Consider the following 17,183-nt stretch of genomic DNA (forward strand, 5'->3'; position numbering starts at 1 on the left):
AAAAGTGGTTCTCTACTTACATATTACGTCTGTATTGTCCGCCCACTTCAAATAAAGCCGAAGTAATTTGCCCTAAAGAACAAACCTTCGTTGCTTCCATTAAATGTTCGAATAAGTTTTCGTTTTTGATGGCTGCTTCCTGAAGCGTATTTAAATGTTCGTTTACTAAATCCTGATTGGATTGGTGTAAATGATTCAACATATCAATTTGGTATTGTTTTTCTTCTTCGGTGGCACGAATTACTTCGGCTGGAATCACCGTTGGAGAACCTTTAGAACTCAAAAATGTATTTACCCCAATAATTGGAAATTCACCTGTATGTTTCAAAGTCTCATAATACAAACTTTCTTCCTGAATTTTAGAACGTTGGTACATCGTTTCCATGGCGCCAAGAACCCCACCTCGTTCTGTAATACGGTCGAATTCGAGTAAAACTGCTCCTTCCACTAAATCCGTTAGCTCTTCGATAATGAAAGCACCTTGAATTGGATTTTCGTTTTTGGCAAGACCTAATTCTTTATTAATAATCAACTGAATCGCCATGGCACGTCGTACAGATTCTTCGGTAGGCGTTGTGATTGCTTCGTCATACGCATTGGTATGCAAGGAATTACAGTTATCATAAATCGCATACAAAGCTTGTAATGTAGTACGAATATCATTGAAATCAATTTCTTGTGCGTGAAGTGAACGTCCAGAAGTCTGAATATGGTATTTCAACATTTGCGCACGTTCGTTAGCTCCGTATTTATTTTTCATGGCTTTCGCCCAAATTTTACGCGCTACACGACCAATAACTGCATATTCCGGATCTACACCATTCGAAAAGAAGAAGGATAAGTTGGGCCCAAAATCATTAATATTCATACCACGACTCAAATAATATTCCACGTACGTGAAACCATTTGAAAGTGTGAAAGCCAATTGCGTGATCGGATTTGCTCCAGCTTCAGCAATATGATATCCTGAAATAGAAACCGAATAAAAGTTTCTAACATTCTTAATAATGAAATATTCCTGAACGTCACCCATCAATCGCAACGCAAATTCAGTAGAAAAAATACAAGTGTTTTGTGCCTGATCTTCTTTCAAAATATCAGCCTGAACGGTTCCACGAACTTGAGATAATGTTCTTGCTTTAATTTCGTTGTAGACCTCCAAAGGTAAAACCTGATCTCCGGTAACTCCCAAAAGCATCAACCCTAAACCGTTATTCCCTGCAGGTAAATCACCTTGGTAATGCGGCCTTTCGACTCCTTTTGCTGCATATATTTTGTTGATTTTTACCTCAACTTCTTTTTCAAGATCATTTTCTTTGATGTAAAACTCACATTGCTGGTCAATCGCAGCATTCATGAAAAAACCTAATAACATGGGTGCCGGTCCATTAATAGTCATACTCACCGAAGTCATGGCATGAACCAAATCAAAACCAGAATATAATTTTTTGGCATCATCCAAACAGCAAATAGAAACTCCGGCATTACCTATTTTTCCATAAATATCAGGACGTACATGTGGGTCGTTTCCGTATAAAGTTACACTGTCAAAAGCCGTTGACAATCGTTTTGCAGGCAAACCCGCACTTACATAATGAAAACGTTTGTTGGTTCTTTCCGGTCCGCCTTCTCCGGCAAACATACGAGAAGGATCTTCTCCTTCGCGTTTGAAAGGATACAATCCTGCCGTAAAAGGAAATTCTCCAGGAACATTTTCCTGCAAACACCAACGTAAAATATCACCCCAAGCTTTGTACTTTGGTAACGCGATTTTCGGAATTTGAGAATGTGAAAGTGACTCTGTATGTGTAGCCATTTTTATTTCCCTGTCACGAACTTTAAAGATATAAACTGGATTCTTGTACTTGTTTACTTTCTCGTCCCAAGTCAAAATGATTTCCCAATTGTACGGATCCAAATCCATTTTCACTTTATCGAATTGATTTAGTAAAAGGTTCAAAAAGATTTTGTCCTCAGCCGCACCAACTTTTTCAGATTCTAAAACCGTCGGCAAAACCGAATCGTCATTAATTCCTGCTTTGTTTATTTCAGGTAATTTCTTGGCAACCGTTTCAATCGTTTTGTAAATCCCATATAATTTTTGAGCCACTTGTTCCTGACTAACTGCCGTATCATCATATTTCCGGTTGCTTTCAGCAATTTCAGACAAGTAACGTGTTCTGTGTGGTGGAATAACAAAAATCTTTTCGCTCATTTCACGAGTGATTTGGAACGTAGATTTCAAATCAGAATTCGTTTTTTCATGAACTTTGTCCATAATCGCTTTGTACAGCGTATTCATTCCCGGGTCGTTGAACTGCGAAGCAATGGTTCCAAAAACAGGAAGTGTATCTAAATTAGCATCCCATAGATTGTGGTTGCGTTGGTACTGTTTTTTTACGTCTCTTAATGCATCCAAAGAACCGCGTTTGTCAAATTTGTTTATTGCTACCAAATCAGCAAAATCAAGCATGTCGATTTTTTCCAATTGCGTTGCAGCACCAAATTCAGGTGTCATTACATATAAAGAGACATCGGAATGGTCCATAATCTCCGTATCGGATTGCCCAATTCCAGAAGTCTCCAGAATTATAATGTCATAATTTGCCGCTTTGATTACTTGAATCGCATCAGCAACATATTTAGACAAAGCCAAATTCGATTGACGAGTAGCCAATGAACGCATGTAAACACGGGGATTATTGATTGCATTCATTCGGATTCTGTCACCTAGAAGTGCTCCACCGGTTTTTCTTTTGGATGGGTCAACCGATATTAATCCGATAGTTTTTTCGGGGAAATCGATTAGAAAACGACGTACTAGTTCATCTACCAACGAAGATTTTCCTGCTCCGCCCGTTCCTGTAATTCCTAGAACTGGAGTTTTACAATCCAGATTCTTTTTTTGGATGGCTTCCAATGTTTTGGCTGCAATATCGGGGAAATTCTCAGCTGATGATATAATGCGGGCAATTGCTTTTGGATTTTTCTCTTCTAAATGATTAATTTCATCCGTTAGTTTATCTCCAACCGGATAATCGGATTGTTGTACTAAATCGTTTATCATTCCCTGCAATCCCATTGCACGTCCGTCATCCGGAGCATAAATTCTCGTAATTCCGTACGCTTGCAATTCGGCTATTTCAGACGGCAGAATTACGCCTCCACCACCACCAAATATCTTGATTTGCCCTGCTCCTTTTTCTTGAAGCAAGTCATACATGTATTTGAAATATTCGTTATGTCCTCCTTGATAGGAAGTTATAGCGATTGCATTTGCATCTTCTTGGATAGCTGTGTTTACAACTTCTTCGACACTGCGGTCGTGACCTAAATGGATCACCTCAACACCTGTAGACTGAATAATTCTACGCATGATGTTGATTGCGGCATCGTGACCGTCAAAAAGAGCTGCAGCGGTTACAATTCTTACTTTATTGTTAGGGATATATGGTTTTTGTTGTTCCATTTTATGAATATGATAATTTAAGACTGCAATTTACAATTTTATTTTAAAAATAATTTGATGTTGCTGCTGGTTGTTAATAAATAAGGAAGAATTTTGTTACCTAGCCCCGATTGAAGCGGCATCCCTCGCTTTTTTTGGCGAGGATACAGCGGAAAGCGGGACAAATTACGATTAATAAAACCAAAATTTGTGCTCCTAAAGAATAGTTGGCTTTGTTTTTGAATAAACAGTATTTTTACAAATGCCAAATGGCAAACACACGAAGTAAACTAATAAAATAATTACGATGAAGAAAATTTTAATTTTAGCGGTAGCAATTTCCCTTTCGAGTTGTGCCGAAATGCAACAAGTTTTGAATCAATTCCCCCAAACACAAGGAATTGGTGGTGTGGATATTGCTGGTGGTTTAAAAGAAGCGTTGAATAATGGGATTTCCAAACAAGTGACAAAATTGACTACCACCGATGGTTTTTACAGAAATGAAGCCGTGAAAATTTTATTGCCGGAAGAATTGAGAAAAGTAGACGCGGGTTTGAGAAGAATTGGATTAAGCTCTTTGGCTGATGAAGGTCTTAAAGTATTGAATCGTGCTGCTGAAGATGCGGTGAAGGAAGCGACTCCAATATTTGTAGACGCCGTTAGAAACATGACTTTTATGCATGCCAAAACGATTTTGATGGGAAATGAAAGTTCCGCTACGAATTATTTACAAAACAGCACTTCGACTGCTTTGTACGGAAAATTTAATCCTGTGATTAAAAATTCATTCACTAAAGTAGGTGCCGATAAAGTTTGGACCAACATTATTACAAAATACAACAGCATTCCTTTAGTGAATAAAGTGAATCCTGACTTGACGGATTATGTTACCAATCAAGCACTGAATGGCGTTTTTAAAATGGTTGCCATTGAGGAGAAAAACATTAGAACCAATATAAGTTCAAGAACATCTGTTTTATTGCAGAAAGTTTTTGCAATGCAGGATAACAGATAGATTGAAATTTGGCTGTTTTTTTTTAACAAAAAACAGCCAAATTATACTTTTTATAAAAACAAATATGCTTAGATCTGTAAATACAGATCACGCTAAAAAACGAAGCTGAAAGAAACACATAAAATGCAAAAAATTACAATCCTAATCCATTGCAAAGATCAAAAAGCAATTATTGCCTCCGTTACGAATTATATTGCCTCTATTGATGGTAATATAATTTATCTTGACCAACATGTAGATGCGGATGAAAATGTATTTTTCATGCGTTTGGAATGTGAATTCAATGCTAAAAACTGGGATATTCACGCTATTAAAACTGATTTTCAAGCCAATCTAGCAACCCCGTTTAGCATGTCCTGGGAAATGTATACCCAAGACGAAAAACCAAAAATGGCTTTGTTTGTTTCTAAATATGACCATTGTCTGTATGATATTTTAGGACGCTACAGCGCTGGTGAATTGCCTCTTGAAATTCCTTTGATCATAAGTAACCATGAAGAATTAAGATCAGTGGCGGAACGTTTTTCAATTCCGTTTCATTATGTTCCTTTTACTAAAGATATTAAGGCCGAAGGCGAACAAAAGCAGTTGGATTTACTGAAACAATATAATGTTGATTTTATTGTTTTGGCACGCTACATGCAGATTATCACACCCAATTTGATTGCGCAATACAAGAATCAAATTATCAATATTCATCATTCCTTTCTTCCAGCATTTCCCGGAGCAAAACCCTATCATTCGGCTTTTAAACGAGGTGTAAAAATCATTGGTGCCACCAGTCATTATGTAACCGAAGGATTGGATGAAGGTCCGATTATCGAGCAAGATATTGCCCGAGTTTCACACAGTCATTCTATAGAAAATTTTATTATGAAAGGGCGCGATCTGGAACGCATGGTTTTAGCGAGGGCCATAAAACTGCATGCCGAAAGAAAAACAATGGTTTATGACAATAAAACGGTGGTGTTTTTATAAATCCTCACCTCTGCCCTCTTCTTCGGAGAGAAAGAAATAATCGATCACGATTACTAAAAAAATGCTCGCTTTTGTTGAGCATTTTATATTTAAATTCTACATCATCTTTATCTTTCTAGTAAGTCAATATCAACGCCTGATCCGGTAGCAATTCGAGCACCTAAACGTCCGTCAACTCGATACCAATGACACAATTAACGGTTTACTATTTTGTCTTTTTTAAAACCGTCAATGCCAGACATGTGAGCAATACCACTGTGTATCGTATTTTGTTGTTACTCTGGAGTCATGATTTTAAATAAATTTCCCCGTTGCGTTCAATGATCATTTTCTCCTTCGCAATTTCTGTCGTACTAACCCGCAAAATCACTAAAAATTTCCATTAGTGGTTCTTTATATGCTTGGTCAATTTTGATAGCATCAAAACTATTTGGTAAACAATTCGGATTACTGCCGCCATTCCCATTCACTCGCATTTGTCCATTCCGCTGATAATTATGGGTTGCAAATGGACAACGGTTTACCGAAATTTGCTCATAATTGGTTCCCAAACGATGGCGTTGCGCATCAGGATAGAACAAGAGTCTTCCTTGCAACATTTTATCAGGTGAATGTCCAATTTCGTCAACCGCATGCGCCATTGCAAATGCAACTTGCTCAATATCTTAAGAATAATTATGTGGATTTTGATTTAAATTTAAAAAACCAACGTTAATCTACTGAAAATCGTCTTGAGGCCACAAATTCTTTATATCAAATGGATTTAAATAATAGTTTTAGGAATTCGCTTGTTCTTCGGTCATGATTTGAATCTGCAAATTCCATTGTGGAAAATCTCCAACAGCAATATTTTTAAACAAATCGCGCTGTGCAAAATCCATATCATGCAATTTCATTTCGGCTGTTTCTTCAATCATAAAATTCCTAATTCCTTGTGCGGTTTTAAAATGAAATTTAACATAAGTGCGTTCATTCACAGCATTAATTATCGAAAAAATATGATCCTAAAAATCGCGCATTTGAATTTAGCCATAAGGTGTTCTTCTGTCCTACATTGAAATCAACACCCGTTGCTTACTCTCAAGATTTAACGACCAGTAATCCCACATTATCGTTAGCAATTTGATACTAATATGCGGAAATCGTTTTTAGGTATGAATAAAATCACCACTTTTTTAGGATTTTTGACAAAGAAAACACGCGCATTATTGCCCACTAAATCCCAATTGTCGTCTTCGGTATAAAACTTTATGCCAAAACCCAGTTGATCTCTTTTCTTATCCGCTGAACCTCTTTCGCGCCACAGCACCGATATTTTACCAAAAATTTAAATAATTTTCACAAATTAAATATTTATTTATATTGCAAACCTATCTGATTATCTATGCTAAGAAATAAATTAAAGTAGCAAGTATCTTTTTTATTTACTACTGGACACTGAGCATCGAAAATTGAAAACGGAGCACTTATGAACTATCTCAAAACCACATCCTTCACTACATCACGTCTTAATTCCTCATTAATCATAGCAACAATTTTGGACTTTCCGTGGCTTAATTCTTCCCGTAAAACGGACGAAGTTAACTCTACATACAACGTACTTCCTTTCAAAACTACATTGTTCGTATAACTGTTGACACCATTGCCCATTAGATTTTTCCACGCGTCTTTCACGTCAATTTGATCCATTCCGGGTTGCAGTTTATTCACTTGGATAATTTGTTTCAAAACATCCCCTATCGTACTCTGATTATTTAGTCGTTTTGCCATCGCCCAGTAAATTTATCGGAGTTGCTTTTTTGTAATGATATTCTATTTTTTCCTTATTCAACAGCACTAATTCTTCCGCTGACAAGGCAATCAATTCTTCACTCCACTTCATGTACGGTGTCGAATAGTCCAAGAATACTTTTCCGCCATCAAATCGAACCGTTACGTTTTCATAAGCATCATTCACTAAAAAAGTCCCGTCCAATTGCGGCATCACTTTCTTCCGAATCCCTTTACTTTTCTCTATTTCAAAATAATCATATACTTCGTTCACCTTGTATTCCTTATCCTTTATGGAATCAAAAACAACCTTTTCAACCTCCCAATATCCGTTTATTTTTGAAATATCTTCTGGTTTTATCTTTTGCTGACAAGCCACAAAAAGAAATGCTATCAAAAGAATGCTGTAAGTTTTTTTCATCTAATTATTATTTTTTAGGAGCTGTTTCCTGCTTTCCGCTTCAATCTTTGTATCCGCAAAAAAAGCGGCTAAAAAGGATTTCCGCTTCAATCAGGGCTAGGTAATTTGAGGAAACAACAACTTTATTTTATACTACAAAGTTACTCTTATTAAATTCAAAGAAAACAAAAATAGCAGAAACACATTAAACTATTTTCTATATTTTTGGTCTTAAACAAATTAGAAATAAATCAGTAGCAAGATGTCAAAAATAATTTACTGTTTCCTCATCTTACTATTTTGTAGTGGCTGCAGTTCCGATACTGTTGAACCAAATCCAACTCCAACGCATACAGAAACGTTCTATTTACCACCTTTAACAAACACAACTTGGGAAACAAAATCAATAGCGAGTTTAGGTTGGAAACAAATTGCCGTACAACCGCTATTGGATTATTTGGAACTCAAAAATTCAAAATCTTTCATCATTCTTGTCAACGGTAGAATCGTAATGGAACAGTATTTCAACGGTAATGACGCCAATGCTTTTTGGTATTGGGCTAGCGCCGGAAAAACGCTGACATCAGCTGTAACAGGAATTGCACAACAAGAAAACCTAATCAAAATCAACAATAAAGTTTCGCAATACATAGGAACTGGTTGGACGAGTTTGCCTTTAGCCAAAGAAAATTTGATTACAAACAAACATTTACTAACTATGACTTCCGGATTAGATGACAGCACGGATGACGTTAATCCAGCAAACCTAAAATATAAAGCGGATGCAGGAATACGTTGGGCGTATCATAATGTATATGTAAAATTACAGGATGTGATTGCTTTAGCCAGCGGTCAAACTTGGAATACCTATTTCAGTACCAAATTAAAAAATAAAATAGGAATGGAAGGCGCATGGTTTCAATTAAGTACTAATTCTGTTTATGGAAGTAATACTCGCTCCATGGCACGCTTTGGCTTGTAAATCTGCAACAAAGGAAAATGGGAAAGCAACACGAGAGTGAATGAGAACAATTTAAATGAAGCTACAAACACTTCACAAACTATAAATCTGGGATACGGCTATTTATGGTGGCTAAATGGAAAATCAAGCTATCATTTACCACAAAGTCAACTGCAATTTAATGGCAGTTTAATACCAACAGCACCAGCCGATATGTTTATGGCACTGGGGAAATACGATCAAAAAATCTATATTATTCCAAGCAAAAAAATGGTCGTCATCAGAACGGGAGATGCTGCAAATCCAAATAATCCAACTTTTACTTTATCCGATTTTGATGAAATTTTGTGGCAAAAAATTAGTGCTTTATACCAATAAACTTACTTAGTTTTCAAACGTTTCATAAAACCTAAAACAAAGAAAATCAAACCAATTATTAATAAAAAATAATAGAAACCAAGACTTTTGTCTCGAATAAGATTGGCCACAATAAAAGAAACAATACTTATAAAATAAAAATAAATTGGGTTACTATTTTTGATAGAAGAAAAATTCATTCCTGTTATTATTTAAAAAAACTATCTACAAACTCGTATTTATTAAAAACCTGAAGATCCTCAATTCCTTCTCCTACACCAATATACTTTACAGGAATTTGAAACTGATCCGAAATTCCAATTACTACGCCACCTTTTGCAGTTCCGTCTAGTTTAGTAACGGCTAAACAAGTAACTTCTGTAGCAGCTGTAAATTGTTTTGCTTGTTCAAAAGCATTCTGACCGGTTGATCCATCCAAAACTAATAATACATCATGTGGCGCATCATTAACAATTTTTTGCATCACTCGTTTTACTTTGGTCAATTCGTTCATTAAATTAATTTTATTGTGCAAACGTCCTGCAGTATCGATGATTACGATATCAGCATTTTGTGCCACTGCTGATTGTAAGGTATCAAAAGCTACCGAAGCCGGATCACTTCCCATATCTTGACGAACAATAGGAACGCCTACTCGATCCGCCCAAATTTGCAATTGATCGATGGCAGCGGCCCGAAAAGTATCGGCAGCACCAAGAACCACATTATAACCTGCTTTTTTAAATTGATAAGCTAATTTACCAATGGTAGTCGTTTTTCCAACACCATTAACACCAACTACCATTAAAACATAAGGCTTAGTCTGAATTGGAATTACAAATTCGGTTGCTTCGCCAGAATTGGTCTCGGATAACAAAGCCGCAATTTCTTCCCTAAGAATTTGATTAAGTTCTTCTATACCAAGATATTTATCGGAAGCAACACGACTTTCAATTCTGGCAATAATCTTTAAGGTTGTATTCACACCAACATCTGAGGCAACTAAGATTTCCTCTAAATTATCTAAGACTTCATCATCCACTTTTGACTTTCCTGCAACCGCTTTGGTTAACTTCGAAAAGAAATTTGTTTTTGATTTTTCAAGACCTTTGTCTAATGTTTGCTTCGCCTGTTCGCTTAGGCTCGGGTCTTTTTTCTCTGATGAAAATATTCTTTTGAAAAAACTCATTGTGTAAATAGTATTAAGAATGAAGTATTTAAGTCCAAAGAACTTATACGCTTTCTGCCCGTAAATATAGAAAATAAAAAAGCTACTTTCGAATGAAAGTAGCTTTTCTATATAATATGAATGTTGATTATTTCTTTTTCAAGAATTCATCAACTGATTCAGGAGTCATAATAGATTCTACGAATGTATATGCACCTGTTTTTGGAGATTTCACCATTTTGATGGCTTTTGATAATCTCTTAGAAGATGTTTGTAACGATGCTACGGTTTTCTTTGCCATGATTCAAATGTTATTTAAATTTAAATAAAATTTTCAAATGTTGATCATTTGACACTTTTATTCAAATCTCTAATTATTACTTAATTTCTTTGTGAACAGTTACACGTTTCAAGATTGGATTAAATTTTTTAATCTCTAATCTGTCCGGAGTATTCTTTTTGTTCTTTGTAGTTATGTATCTTGAAGTTCCTGCAACACCTGAAGTCTTGTGCTCAGTACATTCTAAAATTACCTGGATTCTATTACCTTTCTTTGCCATCTTGCTATTTTTTTATTTTGGAATGGATTATTTAATAAATCCTTCTGACTGTGCTTTTTTCAAAACCGCAGCAATTCCATTTTTATTAATTGTTTTTATCGTAGATGCAGCTACTCTTAGAGTAATCCATCTATCTTCTTCTGGAAGATAAAAACGCTTTTTAACTAAGTTTACAGAAAATTTTCTCTTAGTTTTGTTCATAGCGTGAGAAACGTTATTTCCTACCATCGCTCTTTTACCTGTAAGGTCACAAACTCTTGACATTATACTTATCTTTTATCGTTATTCAAAATCAGGGTGCAAAGAAAAGAAAAATAAACCTATTAACCAACAATATTATCGCACATTTTTTAAAATTTCTTTCTGTAACAGTTCCAAACTTTTAATTACCGCTCTATCTATCACTTTTTCACGGGGTTGACCAAAATTAAATTCTTCAACAATTATTTCATTTGGAGTGGCCAATGCAATAAAAACTGTTCCAATTTCTGCATTTGAGTCCCCTTTTGAAGGTCCGGCATTTCCTGTTGTCGCAATTGCATAATCTGTTTTCATCATCGCTTTCACATTCAAAGCCATCGCTGAAACTACTTCTCGGCTTACGACAGAATATTCTTTTATCAAGCTTTCAGCAATACCCAAAACATCAATTTTAACCTCTGTTGCATAGGAAATCACACTTCCTTTAAAATATTTTGAAGAACCTGAAACTGATGTTAAAACTTCAGCAATCTTACCTCCTGTACAACTTTCGGCAGTCGAAATAGTTTTGTTTTGTTTTCCCAGCAACCTTCCTACTACCACTTCAATAGTTTCATCATCATTGAAACCAACAATAATATCATTAATTATTGCATCTAATAATTTTACATTTTCATCAAGAGCCGTTTCTAATTTTTCCTTATCAGTTCCTCGTGCAGAAAGACGCAAACGAACTCTTCCCGGACTTGGTAAATAGGCTAATTTAATGAATTCAGGAAGATTATTTTCCCAGTCTTCTATGCGTTCCGCCACCAGACTTTCGCCCTGTCCGTAAGTAAGAATTGTTTTATGGATAATATAAGGACGTTTGTATTCCCGAATTACTTTTGGGATGATTTCATGCTCCACCAGATATTTCATTTCATAAGGAACTCCGGGAAGCGAAATAAAAACGGTATTTTCCTTTTTCATCCACATTCCTGGCGCGGTACCCACCTGATTGTGAAGAACTGTACATTTTGACGGAACCAATGCCTGGTCTCTATTGATTTGCGATGCAGTTCTGTTCATCACACGCTCAACAAGCTCAATTACGTGCTTCTCGACCGCTTCATCAATGACTAGTTCATCTTCAAAATAATCACAGAAAGTTTTCTTGGTCACATCATCTTTTGTTGGCCCTAAACCACCAGTTATAATCACTAAATCTACTTTGTTTTGAAGCGAAGCAAACGTATCCAAAATATGTTTTTTATCATCACTTATCGAAATCATTTCGTTGATTTCCACACCGATTTTATCTAATGATTTGGCTATAAAGCCAGAGTTTGTATCGACAATTTGGCCTATTAAAATTTCGTCACCAATAGTAACTATAGTTGCTTTCATTTTTTTGGAATATTTTTTTTGTGAGATTGCAATCTAAAAAAAGGATTTTGTGAACTAGTACATTCCGATTTTTTTTGCGTGCGGGATAAAAGTGAAAATCCTCCCGATTTTTATTCGTAAGATTACTTCACCTAACAATTATTTTCATAGAAGTTATATGAACTTCGTTTGCAACGGATAGCCCGACCAGGCTGTAACGATAGTGAAAGCGTGGTCACGCCCCAATATTACAAATTAAAGTCTTTTTTAATTTCTTTGATAGCGTCGTTGACTTGTTTTTTTACGCTCTTAAAAGTTTCTTTGATATCTTTCTTTTTACCTTCGGCTTTGGTCCAGGCTTCTATTTGAAGAATCTCTTCAAAAGCCACATTTAAACCCATCAAATCTAAGGTTGGTTTTATCTTGTGCGCATAAGCATAAGCATGCTTGTGGTCTTTCTTTTTAATTCCTTCTTTTATTTGTTGTAAATCATCTGGAACTTCGGTAACAAATAAAGTCAAAATTTCATTTACAAATTCAGGATCGTTGTCTGAAAGTGCGTACACTTTTGATAGGTTGTAATTTATAGCCATTATTTTACTTGTATTCTAAATAGTTGTTGTCCTTCTAAAAATCCTTCCAAAACGTCGTCTGGCTTAACGGCAGCGACTCCTTCCGGGGTTCCTGTAAAAATAATATCGCCAATTTTTAACGTAAAAAACTGAGAAACATACGAAATGAGTTCGTCAATTTTCCACAGCATAAAACTAGAATTGCTTATTTGTACTGTCTTATTATTGTTGGTTAATTCAAAAGTAATATTTTCTAATGAACTAAATTGATTTTTTGGCAAAAATTCACCTATAACCGCCGAGCCGTCAAATGCTTTTGCTTTTTCCCAAGGCAACCCTTTTGCTTTTAATTTATCCTGTAAATCGCGAGCAGTAAAATCAATTCCCACACTGATTTCTTCATAATATTTATGCGCAAATTTAGGTTCGATGTATTTCCCCACTTTACTTATCTTGACAATAATTTCAATTTCATGGTGCACATCTTCCGAAAATTCCGGAATTACAAATGGGTGTTGTTTCAATAAAATTGCCGAATCCGGCTTCATGAAAACTACTGGTTCCGTGGGTCTTTCGTTATGCAATTCCTCTATGTGATTGGTATAATTTCTACCGATGCAGATTATCTTCATAAATTTAGTATTCAGTTATCAGTCGCAATTATCAGTCGCAGCTTACAAATTGAAAACTGAGGCTGCGATTGAAAACTTATTTCGTGTTCAGTTTTCTTAATTTTATTGCCGTTAAAACTTTTTTGGTGTACAACGGAAAATCAGCATTTTGAATCCAACTGAAATAACCGGGTTCTGTTTCTAAAATTTTATCCACTTTTACTCCTTTGTGTTTTCCAAAAGTAAAAATTTCTTCATTGTCTTTATCAAAAGCAATCATTCCGGCAAAATCAGCAATTTTCTTTCTTGTTGTAAACTCTGATAATAATTTCATGTCGTTTTCCAGTTCCGGATAACGGTCCAGTTGTGCTTTCAAAATTTCGTAAGTGGCCATGGTATCTGCTTCTGCTGAATGCGCATTTTCAAGCGTTTTTCCACAATAAAATTTGTGTGCTGCACTTAATGTTCGTTCTTCCATTTTATGAAAAACTGTTTGCACATCTACTGAAACCCTCCCTTTCATATCAAAATCTACTCCGGCACGTAACATTTCTTCTGCCAATAACGGAATATCAAAACGATCTGAATTAAATCCAGCCAAATCACTGTCTTTCATCATATTGTAAACTTGCGACGCTAGTTCATTAAAAGTAGGTTCATTTGCCACTTTTTCATCCGTGATGCCATGAACAGCCGTTGTTTGCGGCGGAATTGGAATTGTTGGATTTACCAGCCATGTTTTGCTTTCTTTGTTTCCGTTGGGAAAAACTTTGAATATTGAGATTTCTACAATTCTATCTTTTCCAATGTCAATTCCTGTGGTTTCAAGATCGAAAAAGCAAATTGGTTTATTAAGTTTAAGTTCCATTTTAAATTTTTGTGTGGCTACAAATATAGAAATTTGGGTTTAATTTCATTTAAAGTTCAACGTTTAAAGTTCCAGAAAACCTCAAAAAAAGAAAACCCGATTGATTTTTTAAAATCAATCGGGTTTTTATAGTAATTATAAACTTTTAAACATCTCTGTTTACATCAAAAGCTTCTAAGTATTCAGCGACTCTTTTTACAAAACTACCTCCTAAAGCACCATCAACTACTCTGTGGTCGTAGCTGTGAGATAAGAACATTTTTTGACGAATACCAATAAAGTCTCCATCCCTAGTTTCGATTACCGCCGGCATTTTACGGATTGCTCCAAGGGCTAAAATACCCACTTGCGGCTGATTCAAAATTGGCGTACCAAAAACACTACCAAAAGTCCCCACATTGGTAACCGTATACGTACCGCCTTGAGTATCGTCCGGTTTTAGTTTTCCAGCTTTTGCACGACCTCCTAAATCATTTACCGCTTTGGCCATTCCAACTAAATTTAGCTGATCTGCATTTTTAATAACAGGAACAATTAAATTTCCGTTTGGTAACGAAGCTGCCATTCCAAGGTTAATATTTTTCTTTTTGATAATATAATCGCCATCCACAGAAATATTCATTCCTGGAAAATCTTTTATCGCTTTCGCAACTGCTTCCATAAAAATTGGCGTATAAGTCAACTTCTCTCCTTCTCTCTTTTCGAAAGCATTTTTATTTTTCTCTCTCCATTTTACAATGTTCGTCACATCGACTTCAATGAACGACTGAACGTGAGCTGAAGTTTGCACCGAAGCTACCATGTAGCCCGCAATCAGCTTGCGCATTCTGTCCATTTCTATAATTTCATCACCACCACTTACAGAAACCGGAGCTGCTTTTTGAGCGACTGGAGCTGCAACTGGTTTTTGAACTTCCGCCACCGAAGCTGCAACAGCTGTCGGTTGGCTTGCTCTATTTTTTACGTAGTCTAAAATATCATTTTTAGTTACTCTTCCCTCTTTTCCTGTTCCGGAAATTGCTGTTAATTCTGCAACAGAAACCCCTTCTTCTTTAGCAATATTTTTCACCAATGGCGATAAGAATTTTTCAGAATCAGAGAAATCTACTGGAGCTGCGACACTTTCTTTAGCGGCATCCACTGTTTTTGTCACTTCGGCAACAGCCTCTGGGGCAGCCTCTTCTTTAACAATTGACACAAGTTCTCCGCTTTCGGTTTCAATAATTGCGATAGTTTGACCCACTTGAACCAAATCGTCTTTTCCAAACAATTGTTCCACCAAAATTCCAGAAACTTCGCTTGGCACTTCACTGTCTACTTTATCAGTAGCAATTTCAAGTACGGCTTCGTCAGCTTCAATTCTGTCTCCAACTTCTTTTAACCAGTTTGTAATAGTTGCCTCTGCAACGCTTTCTCCCATTTTTGGAAGTTTTAATTCAAATCTTGCCATATTGTTAACCTCAAAGGTGATATTGATTTTCAGTTTGCGAAATTACTAAATATTTCAAATATAAATTACATTAAATGCAATTTTTTACTCTATTTCTATAATCTCACCTCTCTCATTACTATTGTTACTTCCTATTAAAAAATTAGCGTTTTTTGGTATAATTTTAAAGGTAAATCCTTTATTACTTGAATATTTGAGAATTTCTATACACTCTTTGAAAGTTATGAATTCGTTATCCAAAATAACTTCTGCACTTGCTTTGCTTTTAACAAAAGACGAAATTACCATTTTTTCTGTTTTTAAATCGTGAAACTGGACTTTATTTTGTAAAATCAAACGCAGTTTTTCTACTAATTTTTCGTTCGCCGAATACAAAAAATATGATTTTGGAGTTGTTTTTAATCCGAAATTTCGGAAAGGTTTTCCTTGAAACATTTTTACCAAAGAGAAAAAGACAATTCCCAGTTTCATAAAAAGCGAGAATAACACAGATCCCGTCCCAAAACCTCGGGATCGAGGATTAAAATGTTTTTTGTAAAAGAAATTCATAGCTTCTTGGAAACGCTTCATGTACGTTTCGTCTTTTACCGTACTTTCTCCTTTATAGTGGATTATAGTAGTTTCATGGAAATAATAATTCGACTTTCCTTTTTGCAAAATTCGATACGACAAATCAATATCGTCAGAGTACATGAAACAGTCTTCATCAAATCCGCCCACGTCAAGATACAAATCTCTTTTCAGGAACATAAAAGCACCCACTAGAATGTCTGTTTTTCCTGTTTGGTTTTCATTTAAATGTTGCGCATAATATTTCCCAAATGTTCCTGACTTTGTAAATAATTTATACAAACCCGTGATTTTAGTAAAAGCAACCCAAGGAGTCGGAACGCCACGTTTGCTTTCGGGCAGAAAATTTCCGGCTCCGTCAATGAGTTTACAACCCACGATTCCTAAATCCGCTTGTTGTTGGGCGAAAGCCAATACTTTTATAAAGGTATCTTCCGCGACAACAGTATCCGGATTGAGAATGCAAATATATTCGCCTTTGGCTTGGGCTACGCCAATGTTATTTCCTTTCGGAAAACCTAGATTTCCTTTGTTTTGAATGAGTTTTACATTTGGAAAACGTTGTTTCATCATCGCACAACTATCATCGGAAGAATAATTATCGATTATAATGATTTCGCCGTCAATGGTTTCTAACGCGCTTTGAACGCTTAAAACACATAGTTCGAGAAAATACCGAACGTTGTAATTGAGGATGATGACGGATAGTTGCATCGGACAAATATAATTATAACTTGCCAATTAGAAAAGTAGAAAACTATCCTACTATTTTTATTTATACTTCTTCACTCGAATAGGTTTCTAACTTCCCTTCGCACAATTGATGTAAAGCCTCGTGAATTTCTTAAGTATATTCTTTTTCGGAAATTGGGTTTCCTTGTGCGTC

16 protein-coding genes and 2 pseudogenes are annotated in these 17,183 nt (G+C 35.7%); 3 read left to right on the forward strand and 15 right to left on the reverse strand.

What is annotated here, in order from left to right; translation table 11 throughout:
- Nucleotides 1-16: 16 nt before the first annotated feature.
- Complete coding sequence (locus BMZ76_RS09155; RefSeq protein WP_091205197.1) at nucleotides 17-3,469, reverse strand: methylmalonyl-CoA mutase family protein; 3,453 nt, start codon at nucleotides 3,467-3,469, stop codon at nucleotides 17-19.
- Between the two features lie 286 nt (nucleotides 3,470-3,755).
- Between BMZ76_RS09155 and BMZ76_RS09160 the strand changes: the two genes are divergently transcribed.
- Together BMZ76_RS09160 and purU are read left to right on the forward strand one after the other, a co-directional pair.
- A complete protein-coding gene (locus tag BMZ76_RS09160; RefSeq protein WP_091205200.1) occupies nucleotides 3,756-4,463 on the forward strand; it encodes a DUF4197 domain-containing protein in 708 nt (235 codons plus the stop codon).
- Nucleotides 4,464-4,586: 123 nt separating this feature from the next.
- Complete coding sequence (purU, locus tag BMZ76_RS09165) at nucleotides 4,587-5,441, forward strand: formyltetrahydrofolate deformylase (RefSeq protein WP_091205201.1); 855 nt, start codon at nucleotides 4,587-4,589, stop codon at nucleotides 5,439-5,441.
- A gap of 353 nt (nucleotides 5,442-5,794) precedes the next feature.
- Here the strand turns inward: purU and BMZ76_RS16125 are convergent.
- From BMZ76_RS16125 to BMZ76_RS09190, 4 genes and pseudogenes are all read right to left on the reverse strand, one after another.
- Nucleotides 5,795-6,439, reverse strand: a pseudogene (locus tag BMZ76_RS16125) (catalase).
- Between the two features lie 116 nt (nucleotides 6,440-6,555).
- The gene (locus BMZ76_RS09180; protein WP_091205208.1) at nucleotides 6,556-6,768 is read right to left on the reverse strand and encodes a catalase; all 213 of its coding nucleotides are present in this window, start codon (nucleotides 6,766-6,768) and stop codon (nucleotides 6,556-6,558) included.
- 146 nt (nucleotides 6,769-6,914) lie between these two features.
- Nucleotides 6,915-7,211 carry a DciA family protein gene (locus BMZ76_RS09185; protein ID WP_073355171.1) on the reverse strand — a complete coding sequence of 99 codons (297 nt, stop codon included), beginning with the start codon at nucleotides 7,209-7,211 and terminating at the stop codon, nucleotides 6,915-6,917.
- Entirely contained in the window at nucleotides 7,192-7,632 is a 441-nt protein-coding gene (locus tag BMZ76_RS09190; protein ID WP_091205211.1) for a hypothetical protein, read from the reverse strand. The genes BMZ76_RS09185 and BMZ76_RS09190 overlap by 20 nt, the downstream gene beginning before the upstream one ends.
- A 241-nt stretch (nucleotides 7,633-7,873) precedes the next feature.
- On the opposite strand from BMZ76_RS09190, the pseudogene BMZ76_RS09195 reads away from it, so the two are divergent.
- A pseudogene (locus BMZ76_RS09195) lies at nucleotides 7,874-8,950 on the forward strand (serine hydrolase domain-containing protein).
- Nucleotides 8,951-9,137: 187 nt separating this feature from the next.
- Here BMZ76_RS09195 and ftsY read toward each other — a convergent pair.
- The 10 genes from ftsY to BMZ76_RS09245 form a co-directional block, all read right to left on the reverse strand.
- Complete coding sequence (gene ftsY, locus BMZ76_RS09200; RefSeq protein ID WP_091205213.1) at nucleotides 9,138-10,118, reverse strand: signal recognition particle-docking protein FtsY; 981 nt, start codon at nucleotides 10,116-10,118, stop codon at nucleotides 9,138-9,140.
- A 127-nt stretch (nucleotides 10,119-10,245) separates the two neighbouring features.
- Entirely contained in the window at nucleotides 10,246-10,398 is a 153-nt protein-coding gene (locus BMZ76_RS09205) for a DUF4295 domain-containing protein (protein WP_091205215.1), read from the reverse strand.
- A gap of 76 nt (nucleotides 10,399-10,474) precedes the next feature.
- Nucleotides 10,475-10,657, reverse strand: coding sequence for a 50S ribosomal protein L33 (rpmG, locus tag BMZ76_RS09210; RefSeq protein WP_017495179.1), 183 nt, complete (start codon nucleotides 10,655-10,657; stop codon nucleotides 10,475-10,477).
- A 27-nt stretch (nucleotides 10,658-10,684) separates the two neighbouring features.
- Entirely contained in the window at nucleotides 10,685-10,921 is a 237-nt protein-coding gene (rpmB, locus tag BMZ76_RS09215) for a 50S ribosomal protein L28 (protein WP_024980263.1), read from the reverse strand.
- A gap of 72 nt (nucleotides 10,922-10,993) precedes the next feature.
- Nucleotides 10,994-12,247, reverse strand: coding sequence for a CinA family nicotinamide mononucleotide deamidase-related protein (locus tag BMZ76_RS09220; RefSeq protein WP_091205217.1), 1,254 nt, complete (start codon nucleotides 12,245-12,247; stop codon nucleotides 10,994-10,996).
- Between the two features lie 227 nt (nucleotides 12,248-12,474).
- A complete protein-coding gene (locus tag BMZ76_RS09225; protein ID WP_091205219.1) occupies nucleotides 12,475-12,819 on the reverse strand; it encodes an Hpt domain-containing protein in 345 nt (114 codons plus the stop codon).
- Nucleotides 12,819-13,430, reverse strand: coding sequence for a fumarylacetoacetate hydrolase family protein (locus BMZ76_RS09230; RefSeq protein WP_091205221.1), 612 nt, complete (start codon nucleotides 13,428-13,430; stop codon nucleotides 12,819-12,821). The genes BMZ76_RS09225 and BMZ76_RS09230 overlap by 1 nt, the downstream gene beginning before the upstream one ends.
- Nucleotides 13,431-13,506: 76 nt before the next feature.
- Nucleotides 13,507-14,277 carry a 3'-5' exonuclease gene (locus BMZ76_RS09235; protein WP_091205223.1) on the reverse strand — a complete coding sequence of 257 codons (771 nt, stop codon included), beginning with the start codon at nucleotides 14,275-14,277 and terminating at the stop codon, nucleotides 13,507-13,509.
- Nucleotides 14,278-14,422: 145 nt separating this feature from the next.
- A complete protein-coding gene (locus BMZ76_RS09240; RefSeq protein ID WP_091205225.1) occupies nucleotides 14,423-15,727 on the reverse strand; it encodes a dihydrolipoamide acetyltransferase family protein in 1,305 nt (434 codons plus the stop codon).
- A gap of 84 nt (nucleotides 15,728-15,811) precedes the next feature.
- Entirely contained in the window at nucleotides 15,812-17,011 is a 1,200-nt protein-coding gene (locus tag BMZ76_RS09245) for a glycosyltransferase family 2 protein (RefSeq protein ID WP_091205227.1), read from the reverse strand.
- Nucleotides 17,012-17,183: the final 172 nt, after the last annotated feature.

The sequence above is a fragment of the Flavobacterium xueshanense genome, assembly GCF_900112975.1.
GTDB classification, from domain to species: domain Bacteria; phylum Bacteroidota; class Bacteroidia; order Flavobacteriales; family Flavobacteriaceae; genus Flavobacterium; species Flavobacterium xueshanense.

Excerpts from the sequence above, each read along its gene's own strand:
- BMZ76_RS09190 (WP_091205211.1), bottom strand. The coding sequence starts at position 7,632 with ATGAAAAAAACTTACAGCATTCTTTTGATAGCATTTCTTTTTGTGGCT.
- BMZ76_RS09205 (WP_091205215.1), bottom strand. The coding sequence starts at position 10,398 with ATGGCAAAGAAAACCGTAGCATCGTTACAAACATCTTCTAAGAGATTA.
- BMZ76_RS09240 (WP_091205225.1), bottom strand. The coding sequence starts at position 15,727 with ATGGCAAGATTTGAATTAAAACTTCCAAAAATGGGAGAAAGCGTTGCA.
- rpmB (WP_024980263.1), bottom strand. The coding sequence starts at position 10,921 with ATGTCAAGAGTTTGTGACCTTACAGGTAAAAGAGCGATGGTAGGAAAT.
- BMZ76_RS09225 (WP_091205219.1), bottom strand. The coding sequence starts at position 12,819 with ATGGCTATAAATTACAACCTATCAAAAGTGTACGCACTTTCAGACAAC.
- BMZ76_RS09230 (WP_091205221.1), bottom strand. The coding sequence starts at position 13,430 with ATGAAGATAATCTGCATCGGTAGAAATTATACCAATCACATAGAGGAA.
- BMZ76_RS09155 (WP_091205197.1), bottom strand. The coding sequence starts at position 3,469 with ATGGAACAACAAAAACCATATATCCCTAACAATAAAGTAAGAATTGTA.
- BMZ76_RS09220 (WP_091205217.1), bottom strand. The coding sequence starts at position 12,247 with ATGAAAGCAACTATAGTTACTATTGGTGACGAAATTTTAATAGGCCAA.
- rpmG (WP_017495179.1), bottom strand. The coding sequence starts at position 10,657 with ATGGCAAAGAAAGGTAATAGAATCCAGGTAATTTTAGAATGTACTGAG.
- BMZ76_RS09245 (WP_091205227.1), bottom strand. The coding sequence starts at position 17,011 with ATGCAACTATCCGTCATCATCCTCAATTACAACGTTCGGTATTTTCTC.
- purU (WP_091205201.1), top strand. The coding sequence starts at position 4,587 with ATGCAAAAAATTACAATCCTAATCCATTGCAAAGATCAAAAAGCAATT.
- BMZ76_RS09160 (WP_091205200.1), top strand. The coding sequence starts at position 3,756 with ATGAAGAAAATTTTAATTTTAGCGGTAGCAATTTCCCTTTCGAGTTGT.
- BMZ76_RS09185 (WP_073355171.1), bottom strand. The coding sequence starts at position 7,211 with ATGGCAAAACGACTAAATAATCAGAGTACGATAGGGGATGTTTTGAAA.
- BMZ76_RS09235 (WP_091205223.1), bottom strand. The coding sequence starts at position 14,277 with ATGGAACTTAAACTTAATAAACCAATTTGCTTTTTCGATCTTGAAACC.
- ftsY (WP_091205213.1), bottom strand. The coding sequence starts at position 10,118 with ATGAGTTTTTTCAAAAGAATATTTTCATCAGAGAAAAAAGACCCGAGC.